The organism is Foetidibacter luteolus, from assembly GCF_009650435.1.
Lineage (GTDB): Bacteria > Bacteroidota > Bacteroidia > Chitinophagales > Chitinophagaceae > Foetidibacter > Foetidibacter luteolus.
In genome coordinates this window covers 393167-405166 of record NZ_VVIP01000035.1, presented here as the reverse complement: position 1 = coordinate 405166, position 12000 = coordinate 393167, and the positions used below count along the sequence as shown (strand labels likewise).

Sequence of the window (12000 nt, the reverse complement as noted above, 5' to 3'; positions counted from 1 at the left end):
TTGCCCTCCTGTTTTGGGATTGCCGGTGCATCAAAGTGATGGGCGATAACCATTTCATTGATGCAGCCCATCACTTCAAGGCTCAGCCGTTCTCTTATCTCTACAAATAAGGTGGGTGAAAATGGCGCTTCATTGGTAAAACTGCTGTAGCCTAAAAAATACTGCATAAACACGTTTTCCTGTATCTGCTGTACCGTTTCACGGTCGCTGAGTTTCAGCATGTGTTTGATGATAACAGCACCTATAACAATCCTGCCGCTGATGGGCGGGCGGCCTTCGGAGGATTTAAAGCTCTTATTGTACTGATTGACCATCTGGTCCCAGGGCAGCAACCTGCTGAGGTTTACCCAGCGGTTCTCCCGGGTCAGCGCCTGCTCAAAAGGGGTTTCAAACCCGCATATTGTCAGTTGGTTAGGACTTACATACCCAGGCGTCCGTGCAGGCTTTTTGGGGTTATCCTTACGGTTTCCTTGCATCTGTTTTCAGCTTTTGCTGCAAAAAGATAATCATTTTCACCCGGTTAGATAAATCTGGAAGTTATTGAGCAAGCCCTACATAGTGTGAGTAACGTAAGCTAGGTTGGCATTCTCTGAGTTAGTAACCCATAGGAAAAACCTGAACGGCGGAGAATATTTCAGATGCCTATGCAGAACTTATATAGAGGGCAGTAAATATACCGTAGTGTCTTCTTAGGTATGACTAAATTCCTAATCCAGAAACTGAATTGCCTGGTTATAAGGTAGTTCCAAAAAGCATGAGTATTTTGTGAGTCAAGTCGTTTTTGAAAAGGTATTGTTTCAATACTTCTTTGTCAAGCTATTTGCTCTACCCTTCGCTAATTTCCAGAAGGAATCTATAATAGCTTTAAATATATTCAATCAACAGGTTAATTGTTGAAAAGTTTGTCAAAAAAAAGAGCATGCCTTTTTTCAACCGCCTGGACAAGGCAACTAAATTGTAGCACTCCAATATGCATATTTAGTTCGAGGTAAATTTTATAAAAAGTTCCGAACGGGGTCTTACGATAACCTTTTGCCGATATTATAAGCTTCAAGTCTTTCAGGTGTTATGTCAACTATAACGTATCCGAATTTGGGTGTTTCTTTTCTTATTATAACCTGACTTTCCCTGTAGTTTTTCTTCTGGTCATCATAGAGAAAATAGCCGAAATACCTCCCTATCAATTCTGAGAACTCCCATCGATAATCAGATTTGTTTTTTGATGTGCAATTGTCCAAGTCTTTTAAACTCAAAAATAACCATTGACGAAATTTCACCAGTGTTCGGAGGCAAAATCAATAGGGTTATCGTACATTTGTAGGGCTTCAATCATTAACAATCCGGTTCTTTCCTGGTAACTGGTTGCATTTTCAAAGGCAATAAACCGCCTTGCGCTCCTCACTAAATCTCCAATACACAATGGCTTTCCCCTTAAATTACAAAAATATCAGATTCAACCTGCCTAAAATCGGGGCATTGTCTTGTATAACCTTCAGAAATTACGGGTTATCTGAAAAATTCAATACAGAGTTGCCAATTCATTACATCATGTAACGAATGATGGCATAGAAAGCTGAAGTACAAATTGAACAGTTTCCAGATACCTGAATAAATATATATAATTAATATTCCCGATTTACGCTACATTGGTGTCAGTATTTTTTAATATTATTAAATTTTTTCTGCACGTAGTCGACTATTAGTTGATTAAGCTATGTAGATTGAACAAATACGAATGCTTCCATGAGTGTGACTATTTACTACGACAACCTTCAAAAACTGTTATTTCGGTATTCTGATTTGGTGGAGCATTCAAATTCCTTGGGATTATCAAACGAAGCCGTGAATGCTGAAAACCTCTTTTGTTCTTTTTTGAATAAGGCTTTTGGATGGAAACTTATTAACGCCAATGAGCAAAAGAAGAACCAGGATAGTTTCGATCTTATTGACAAACGAAGGGGTATTGCAATTCAGGTAACGTCAAATAAAAGCTATACCACTAAGCTTAGTAGGACAGTGGACTCATACAGACGCAGTAAAAAAAAGCAAAAAATAAAACATCTTATTATTCTTTTCATATCAAGAAAGTGTCCCGCTAATATCCTCAAACAGGTAAAAAGTAAAGAGTTTGTGTACGAAGGCTACGATATTCCCAAACTGCTTACCAAATTATACTACCAAAACAAACATTCCTCTGAACTAAAACCTTTAAACCAAATTTTAGAAGAAGCGACCGAGCCTGTTTTGGTAAATTCCACTTACCCTGTTACTGAAAAGCCCGAAAGTAATGAGACAATACCTGCGCAGGCAATTTCCATAAACAATAGTGGCATTTATATCAGACGCATGTCACTGATTGAAGATATTTTTTCCTTTGCTCAAATTGCAAATGGCATTCTTATTGGAGGACCAGGAGTGGGAAAAAGTTTTACGATTGAAGAATTGCATAAATATTGTCATAAGAAAAAGATACCATGCTTTGTCATCAGAATCAATGAACTATTGGATGGAAGAGATGATGAGTTACAAAAAGAATTTAAAGTCAACAGCTATTGGATTAATGCCTTAAAGAAGATCCCCTTATCTAATAATGACTTCAAAGCACTGCTGATATTTGATGCGTTTGATACGGCAAAGGACGAAAGATTGAAATCAGCAATCTTAAAGCAGATAAGAACCGCAATTGGTGAGTTGAAGAATAGATGGAATATATTGGTGAGTGCCAGAACCTTTGATGCTGCTAAATCCAGCCGTCTGCTGGAATTATTTCCCCAGATTAATATTACTAAATCTGTTTCGTGCCGGTATTTTGAGATTCCAGAGCTTTCAGAACTGGAAATTGATCTTGCTGCGAAAGAAAATAAACGACTTTATGCTATAGTTCAAAAATGTACGGATGAATTAAAAACACTTCTTAAGATTCCTTACTTCTTAAAATTATTGGAAAGGATAGTGATTGACGGCAGTAATTTTAAGAATAAAGACCTATCGCATATTGAAACAGAAGAACAGTTATTGGAGGTTTATTGGAATACTAAAATAGCCAACAACACAAGCAGGGATATATTCTTAAGAGACCTCACACAGCAGTTAGTTTTTTCTGAAAGCCTGAGCTGTCCCAAAAAATCGGTTGTCTCGGACACAAATTCTACTGCTTTTGACAATCTTGTTAGCCTAGGTGTTATCAAAGAAAGCTCCGTTACCAAGCAAAACATTTCGTTCAATCATAATATTCTTCTTGAATTTGCGGTCTCCAAATACCTTATCCCGGAAGATGCAAACAAACTGGTTGCATTTATTGACGAACATCAAAAAATGGCTTTTCTGTTCCGGCAAGGGTTTATTTATTTCTATAGCAAATTATGGCAACAGGAGAGCACTGTTTTCTGGAAGCATTATTTTGAGATACAAAGTAATTCTACTCCACTATTCCGGTTGTATCATCAAACGATACTTAACTATATACTTGCCGGATACTACAAGGACGTAGAGGATGTGGCGCCAATATTCAGCCTGCAGGATGTTCAGGAAAGCGGAAATACAATCAGGAAAATTTTGGAAGCAATTAGGTTTATTACCAAGGGTGCGTTAAGAGAAAAGGACTTTTTACTATTTCTGAAGATTTCTGAGGGGATGCAAGAGATTTTTCTATGGGAATTTGGATATTTAATTGATAAAGCTATAAAGATTGTTTCCAAGAGTCCAGGTAGCAAATTTATGACCACCATTTCAAAGACTTCATTAAATTACCTGGCATTCGTCCTTGAACAGAGAAGTATATCAAATAAAAAATTCCTGATAGAAGCAAATGGTGGAATCTGGGGAATCGAAAACGTCTGCATGATCTTTTCTGTACACAAGAAATCTGCATCAAGTAAGATCAAAGAGGTTCTTGAATTACTCAAAGAACCTGACTTCCCCATCCGATTTTTCTACACACTGAGTGATAATCTGGCTAACATCTTAAAATATGATAGACCACTTACCAAACTAATTTATAAAACCATTTATTATCATTCTGAGAATAGTGACAAAGAAACATACCTTGGAAATAGTGTGGTGTTAACCATGCGAAGCAACAGGCGACAGGATTTTGAAAGTATCCACCACAAGCTGGAAAGAGACTATAAAGTATTTATCACAGCTGCACCCGAAGAATTTATTCCCTTGGGAATAGAAATTGTAAATAAATTTAGCGCTGCCAATTATTATCAATCTTCTGCAAAGCCATTGATAATTGAATTAAATGGAATAAAATCCAGGATAGTTCCTGATTATTCCTATTCTGACAATGATCACGATACAGAATATGGGTCACTATCCCATCTGGAAGCAATTTTTAAGCATATAGAATTATTAGTAGCGCAACACGACGAAAGTCGAGCAAGAGCATTACTTGATATCGTAATCAGAAAGTCTGAAGTCACGACTGTTTGGAGACGAATATTAACACTGCTTGTTAAGCGCCCGATAGTCTTCAAAAAGCAAGCAGTTGGCTTACTTATGAATGAAGAATTTTTCTTTTGCGATGAAACAGTTTATGAAGCAGGAGAGTTAATTAAAACCATTTGGAATCATTTGACCGCATCTGATAAAAAGAGGCTTGAAAGAGTCATTTTCAACTTATCAACTTCCAAATTGATCAAAGAAGAAAATGAAGAATTTAAAACAAGAAGAATGCAGCGGCTTTTGAGCTGTATACCTTTTGAAGAATTGACATTAATTAAGGCAAAGAATTTCGTAAAAGTAAATGGACCTGTTAAAAATAAGCCATTGGTCACTCACGGCGGTGTTCGACCATATCATCCGACTGATGAAGAAAGGATAATAGATATCGGCGCTAGTTCTTCAAACGATACTGAGTTTTTGGCTTATAATTTAATCAAAAAGTTAGAGCCATTTAATAATAAATATGATCATAATAACTCAGACATACCACCTATACTTGAATATGACCCACTGGTGCCTTATGTGGATCAGCTATTTAAGGTATGCCAAAATAGCAATGCGTTTAATGATAAACTACAGTTTAATTGTGATTATGAGGTTAGCAGATTTTCAAAATTGATTGCGAGAAATGGCGGCAAACTAAATAAAAAAACAAGAATTCTTGTCGAAGCTATCGCGAACAACTACATAGACCATCCTTCCTATATAAGCTCAGAATACCAAACTGGGAATATAAAAGACAGAACTGGAGCTTATGCACCAACACCAAGGACTGCAGCCGTAGAAACATTTGTGCAATTATTGTATTCAGACAAGGCAGGAATGATCGGCCCACGTATTTTAAAATTAATTAGCGATAATATACCAATAGTAAGATTCAAAGCCTTGCATGTATTTACTTTTTTCTGGCAATATAATCGGGATTCATTTTGGGACAAGATTAAAGAAAGATGTATGCTTGAAAAGGACGGCTTGTGTCTTCAAAGGCTAATTAGTAATCTATCTTACGACAACATCATTTCAGATAACCAAACAGAAGTAGAGAACGCAGCTGTAGCTCTAAACGATTCGTTATCAAATAATAATGACAAACCAGCTGATGAAGTGTGGCATTGGCATGTTTGTTTACTGTTGAGACTAAAAATAAAGTATAATAGTAAGACTGCTGACAACCTCATCGCTTCCAATTTAGGTATCAAAAGATTTGTCAGGCAAGTGATATCTGAAATCACAACAATTATAGATCCGCATAACAAAGACAATAATTACTTGGTAACTCCTGACAAGTATGACAATCTCATAAATCTGCTACATGAAATTTTAGTATACCGTTTCGAATCACTTAAGACCAAAGATATTAAAAACGATTCTGGAAGAGATGATTTTGAAATAATAGACAACTGTGTACAGCGGCTCTATTTTACTATCGAGCACGGAAGGAAGGAGAACAAAGGGGGAAGTACCACATCGGCTAACAAGCTGGCTTTTTTTAAGAAGATAAAACCGGTTTTGACATTTATTGTAAATGAATCGGAAAAAGTCGACTCAGGCTTTATGGTTGCTCATACAGGGTACTATTTTATGCAGCTATTGAATATCTTTGTTGATACTGATCCTGACTATGCGCTTACTATTTCGGCATCAATTGTAAAATGTGCTGCTGCAAATGGTTTTACTTACGATCGCGTCACCCTTCAAGAAGTTATTAAACTCACAGAAAAAATACTGGCTGACCATAAAGAATTACTAACTTGTAAGGAACATTTCGAGAGTCTTATTACAATGTTAGACTTATTTGCAAGTTCGGGCTGGCAGGAAGCATTAGAACTTACCTGGCGGTTGAAAGAAGTGTTTTAGATTTTTCCAGGCAGTTGCGAATAGCAAGTTTTGATTGCTGTAGTTTTTACCCAAAAAACTCATTTACAATCTTTAGTAATTAGTTCATGTGTGTCCGATCCATGACCGCTTTGCACAATTTAGCCAGGAAATACTTGATGACTCAAATCTATCAATATCTATAAATACGCCTTTAAGTCCCAAATATGGAGGATTTCAGAGAATCATACTGTTGAGTATATAAAAAATCGAATGAACGGAACACTTAAACAGAAGTGACTTAAAGATAAATTTTTCCGGTGTTAAAAGCAAAAAGAGGGTTGTCAGGGAATCAAAATGAGTATTCCGTCGTAGGTAGCTATTGGGTAGGTTAATGTTAATGCGGGTGTGATTATAATCAAAAATACGTATTACGATCTTTTTTTTAGTTGCCTATTCTCACTAAATCTAATCATTCAAAAAAAGTCTCCATCCAAATACCTTTTGTATTTCTTGTCTAATGACGTTATTTTCATATTGGTATTGTGTGTTAGGTTGAGGTTGTTAACATGCTGATTTGTTTAGAGTTTATCCAAAATGCAAGTGGACAAATAGACTCAATATACTAGCATTGTTTTTATAATAAACCATTTTTTGCAAAACTACGTAGTTAATTTATTTGCTTTTTACAATTAAATGCCCCAGTGCTGGTGTATTCATAATACGCTCCATTTCAGCCTCTACAATATCATCCACATCAGTTTTTACCTGCCTGAAATTCTCCCTAATAGGATCACTAGTTTCAGCTCCCCAAACGGGCAGCGGCAAGTAGTTTTTCTTCTCTTTTGTTATGGCTGCATGGTCGTTGACCACTGAAGAATGGAACATCTTTAAATCAATCTTTTGCAACGGATCATCGGCCACCAGCCCTACAAATTCCCCGGAAGATAAACTGCTGATGGTAGAGGGGGGTATTACAGTTTCCAGTTGCTGGGATTTGCTTAAGGAGGTATCGGAACTATTAATGGACAGGCTTTCCCTGTCCTGCATGGTTTTACCGAAGCGTTCAGACAGCATTTTGGCGGTTTCCCCGGCCACCTGGCCGGAGATAATGTTGCCGGCAATGTTCATGATAGTCTCAGCTTCCTCACGGCTGTAAACACGCTTTAACTGGCTATAATCCTGCAAGGCCAGGATAACGATGATGTCATTGGATCTACCGGTTGCAATGGTCTCTAAAATACTGGTGGCCCTTAAGGTAGACGCTTCATCTATCACCAACGCACAGGGATGTTTGCCAGGCTGATTGATAATTTTGTTAAGCCGGTCAACGTAAAGTGAAATCACTGGCGCCAGGGCATTGGCCTGTTTAGCATTACTTCCCAGGCAGAATATTTTTGGGGCTAAAGGATTATTGATATCCAAGGTAAAATCGTTTCCTGAAAGGACGTAGTAGAACTCTGGAGAAGACAGCCGGCCTAATGGTATTTTTATGCTGGCCATCTGGCTGTCCAGGGTTTCTATATTATTGTCTAAAAACGATGTCACGAACGGATCGAGAAGCGTTTCCAGTTCGGGCTCCGCCCGGAATATTGTAAACAATTTTGTATAAGGCGTGTGGATCAATTCAATTGTATGCGGCAGAGTGCAAAACTCTCCTTCCCGGTATTTGAATAAGAACCAGATAGCTGCGGCCAGGATATTTATAGCAGACTCCGGGAAAAAATCGCCTTGCTTTCCCAGCCACGTTTTGTTGATACTGTACAGTAGTGTTTTACTGGCCTCTACAGCGTCTGTCATACTGTCCATAGTGCGGGGATCAATCGGATTGCAGCGATTGGAGCTGGAGGCATCCTTAAAATTGACATTGTAAAACCGGGTGCCAACAGGATACTTATCATAGTTCTTTAAAAAGTGGTTATACGTAAGCGTTGTCAGTTCCGGGTACTTGTAATCGAAAACGAATAATGACATGCCCTTATCAGCTAGCTGCCGGATAAAGTTCTCGATTAAGAAGTAAGATTTGCCTGAACCTGGCGACCCAAGCACGAGAATGCTGCGTCTGGGGTTAACAAAAGAAATCCAGCTTTTCCGGAGTTGCCCTTTAAGGTTATAGACGGCGGGCAGATTTAACGAATATGGGTTAGTGAGCTTTCTTTCCTCCTGCTGGAAGGTCTGACCTAATTTATTGAACATGTCATTTTTCATACGGTTTCGTATGATGCGGGAAAGCACGGCGCCGCCGGTCAGAATCAAGATAAAACCGACACCCGTAATGATAAAATAAAGGATGGCTACCAGGTCGGAAGGAACGTCACTAAGCAGCAATACAAGCCCACTGATAAAGTATAACAGTAGTCCGGTAATAAAATAGGCCAGGCCGGTACGGTAGTTCAGCTTGTCGCTTTTGCGGCCCTTAATGCCGATCAATGATAAAAGCAATAGACCCAGGGCGATGAGCTTGCTTTTATGAAAGTTGCTAAACAACCCTGACCGGATAATATTTTGCAGTATCTTGTCGGTCAGGTCTGTTGTCAATTTCCACTGCTCAAATGCGTAGTAGCAATAAAAATAGAAGTGTAGTAATAATACTACAATACTGATCATGCGGATCATGTCAATGATTTTCCTTAACCCCTGTTCGTTCTCTCCTGTATGCATTGCCATAATAGACCTCCTTACCTGCAGACCGCAGGCGTTTTTTATTGATTTATTTTTTTCCTTTTCCGCTTTCTTTTTTGTTCTTCGCGCAGCTCTGCGGCTATTGAGCCGCTGCCTTCTTCGGGTTGGATGAGTATTTCAAGAGGATTTTTGTCGTGAGTTGGAACAGGCGTTTGTTGCTTGCTTTCCGATTGTTCTGCATGTGTTGTTGTTGGTCTTTCCTGCGGTTTGGCGGCAACCGGGTCTTGTAGCCGCTCAGGCTTTTGCTCCGGCTGTCTTGTTGGGATAAACTGTCCCTGTTTAATTTCTTGCATTTGTTCGACCTGCTGCATCTGGCCGGTTCTTTCGAGGATGGCTTTAGCACTGTATTGCTTACCCAGGTTTGAACCATTAAAGACTATTTTTTTATCATGGTCAACGTAAGTCAGCCCATATATAAGTCCATTGTCATTTTGCCGTATAACCAAGTCTATCTGCTCTTTTTTAAGTGTTGAGGATAATTTCTCAATAGAAATAGTTGCATTGGTTTTAAAAGCCAGGTCAATGACATTTTTTATACGTCTCTTTGAAGGAGTCAGATAATTAGATTGCTGTTCCTGATCTTGCCTTGCTTGTTTGTTAATAAGGAACTTTTCTTCCAGATATGCGAGGGTAGGTTTATTATAAAAATCGCTAGCCTTTATCGGTTTAACATTTGCTACGGTTCCTTCATCATTCAGAGCCCGATAAACAAGACCATTGTTTTTATAGATTCTTGAATTTTCACCGCCTCTATCGGCCTGGACGTTGAATTGTTTCAGGATAGCGTTGAGTTCCGCAAGGGAAGTATATTGATAATGGTCAAGAACAAAATCAAGCGCGTTTGTAATGGACCTTTTAACTTGTGATTTCCCTTTTACTAGTTTCTTGGCATCAATAGCTTTTTGCCGATAAGTTTCTTTTTGTTTATGATCATCTGCCACCACCAGGTTAAATTCTTTTTCGATTTCCCGGCGGGCTTTGGAAGATTGATTTTTTGCCAGGTTATGCAGCGGAAGTCTTTTGCCGTTGGCATGGATGGCTGTGGTCACCAGATGGAGGTGAGGGTGCGCCGCATCAAAGTGCTGATAGACTAAATAGGGCTGATCACCGAAGCCAATTTTTTGCATATAGACAGCTGCTATTTCCTTAAGCTTGTCCTCGGGGATTTTTTCATTGGTCTCGAAGTTGATAGATATATGAAGGGTATTATGGATAACTCGGTCGTTTAGGTCGTTACGGCGCTTAAGCGTCATATACTTATCCGTAAAACCTAACCTCTCAGTATCCTTTGCATAATTGCCGGCAAGGATCAATTTGGCCTGCCCTTCTTTTAGTTTATTCTCATTATAATGAATGGCATTTCGCAAGTTGGCTTTATCGTTTACTACTGCAACCATTGGTCATTGATTTGGGCGATTTTGGTTTTGATTTCTTCCACTTTTCCGGTGAGGATTTGCCGGGCCGATTCGTTGATAACGGCCCAGGTTTTTATCTCCGGGATATGCTGCAAGGAGTGTAGTCTTTTAACCATCTGGTTGTAGTTGGCGCCGATGGCGTTGAGTTCATTTCTGAGACGAACCAGCTCTGTCATAAAGTCATCGAGCGACCTGTTGCGGGTAGTTGTAACGACCGGTTTTTGCAGCAATAATTTGCGTATGTAGTCGGTGAGATTTCGGCAGGTGGTGCGGGCAAAAGCTGCCTTGATTTTATCCAGCTCTGTAGCTGTAAATCGTATCTTAAAAATGATGTCCTTATTCTCCTTTTTATCTTTCATCACAGTTTCATTTTCACATTTAAAAAGATAGTTCACACTAAAAAAGGAATCTCCAAAATGACCGCCCCCGACTTCGGAGGAAGGGCGGCCAGATTCCGTTAGGCCCACTTTGTGGCCACAACGGTACATCTGGCCGATTGTGGTGCAACAGGCAATCTCACTGGCGTCGGTTGTGCAGCCATCCATAAAATGAGAATTTTAGCAATCCAGAAAATGCCAGCGTTTACAATGATGACCGGTAAAAGCCCTTAACGATAGCATTACTGCCGCTGAATAGAAAATCAGGGCTTTTGCCGGAGCCCATGTTTTTGGGTTATCCCGACTCTGACCAGCCAGTGATTGAGGTCGTCATAGTCCTTATATAAATGGCGTTCATCAATAAATTTTTCGCTGTCTATTTCAAGCGCATTAAGAGTGCAATTTTGTCCGCTCTTATCATTGTCGGGGATAAAGATGGGCGGGGGTCATTTGTCATCGTTTTGGAAAACGATTTTTCAAAAAAAGTCTGCTGTTTAAAACGAGTTAATTACTGTAGTTCCTGCTGTCGAAGGAAAATTTGTCCATAGGAAAGGAGACTAAAAAAGGCACCAAAACAGCTACGTTCTTTGCGCAATTATAAATGAAAGTTCGTGCGTTGGACGTGCTGACGGCTTTTATATACTCGTTATACAATGCATAGTGGCCTGCATCATGTTTATTGTAATAATTATTCCCTTGATATCTTCTAAAAGGGATCACCTTCCATCGTTTCGATTAACGAGGGCTCTATCAAAGAAATTTCTTTCAAGATCAGCCATACCTGTTAATTGATCCGTTAACTTAAGACTTTGCTATCTTGCGCCGAAATTTTTTTATGGAGATAATAGATGGCAAAGTAATGATTAATAGCCTGGAAAAAATTCCATCCATAGTATCCAAGGCCAAATATGCGCTCGGTTTAAAAAAAGAGAAGCCGGTTAACCAGCGTAAATGCAGTGCAGAATATTGGAACGAGATTGTGACAGAAATGGGGAAATATTACAAAGTACCCAAGGACAAAATCGAAAAGGCAAGGAGAAGCAGGATCTACCTGAAATAATGACTTCAGTTCATCTCTTCAAATCTTCCTGATCTTTCGCAATAAATTGACTGTTGACCAATACAGAATCGTCTATTCGTAATGCTTTTAGTGTGCTTACTCCAGTTGATCTGTTGTGACCTTTCAATCCTTTTAATCAGGGATTCAAAGTAAGAGTGTGTCAAAATCAATGAGGATTCTGCTGGATTGTATTCTTTAAAAT

General features: G+C 38.9%; 6 protein-coding genes. 2 read left to right on the top strand and 4 right to left on the bottom strand.

Going from position 1 to position 12000, the window contains the following annotated elements; translation table 11 throughout:
- Nucleotides 1-476 (bottom strand): transposase (locus F0364_RS11010; protein ID WP_207632557.1); only part of this gene is annotated, 476 nt, incomplete at its 3' end.
- Between the two features lie 1267 nt (nucleotides 477-1743).
- Between F0364_RS11010 and F0364_RS11005 the strand changes: the two genes are divergently transcribed.
- Nucleotides 1744-6306, top strand: coding sequence for an ATP-binding protein (locus F0364_RS11005; RefSeq protein WP_153797821.1), 4563 nt, complete (start codon nucleotides 1744-1746; stop codon nucleotides 6304-6306).
- 633 nt (nucleotides 6307-6939) lie between these two features.
- Here the strand turns inward: F0364_RS11005 and mobC are convergent.
- Genes mobC through F0364_RS10990 form a run of 3 tightly spaced genes read right to left on the bottom strand, consistent with a single transcriptional unit; the run spans nucleotide 6940 to nucleotide 10906 of the window.
- Entirely contained in the window at nucleotides 6940-8931 is a 1992-nt protein-coding gene (mobC, locus tag F0364_RS11000; protein WP_235921061.1) for a conjugal transfer protein MobC, read from the bottom strand.
- Nucleotides 8932-8966: 35 nt separating this feature from the next.
- Nucleotides 8967-10343: a relaxase/mobilization nuclease domain-containing protein gene (locus F0364_RS10995; protein ID WP_153797820.1), complete on the bottom strand. Its 1377-nt coding sequence runs from the start codon at nucleotides 10341-10343 to the stop codon at nucleotides 8967-8969.
- A complete protein-coding gene (locus F0364_RS10990; RefSeq protein ID WP_235921060.1) occupies nucleotides 10331-10906 on the bottom strand; it encodes a plasmid mobilization protein in 576 nt (191 codons plus the stop codon). The genes F0364_RS10995 and F0364_RS10990 overlap by 13 nt, the downstream gene beginning before the upstream one ends.
- Nucleotides 10907-11573: 667 nt before the next feature.
- Between F0364_RS10990 and F0364_RS10985 the strand changes: the two genes are divergently transcribed.
- Nucleotides 11574-11798, top strand: coding sequence for a hypothetical protein (locus F0364_RS10985; RefSeq protein WP_153797819.1), 225 nt, complete (start codon nucleotides 11574-11576; stop codon nucleotides 11796-11798).
- The last annotated feature ends 202 nt before the right edge of the window (nucleotides 11799-12000 follow it).

Bases quoted from the DNA above. Each gene is read 5' to 3' on its own strand.
- F0364_RS10985 (WP_153797819.1), top strand. From the start codon at position 11,574: ATGGAGATAATAGATGGCAAAGTAATGATTAATAGCCTGGAAAAAATT.
- F0364_RS10990 (WP_235921060.1), bottom strand. From the start codon at position 10,906: ATGGATGGCTGCACAACCGACGCCAGTGAGATTGCCTGTTGCACCACA.
- mobC (WP_235921061.1), bottom strand. From the start codon at position 8,931: ATGGCAATGCATACAGGAGAGAACGAACAGGGGTTAAGGAAAATCATT.
- F0364_RS11005 (WP_153797821.1), top strand. From the start codon at position 1,744: ATGAGTGTGACTATTTACTACGACAACCTTCAAAAACTGTTATTTCGG.
- F0364_RS10995 (WP_153797820.1), bottom strand. From the start codon at position 10,343: ATGGTTGCAGTAGTAAACGATAAAGCCAACTTGCGAAATGCCATTCAT.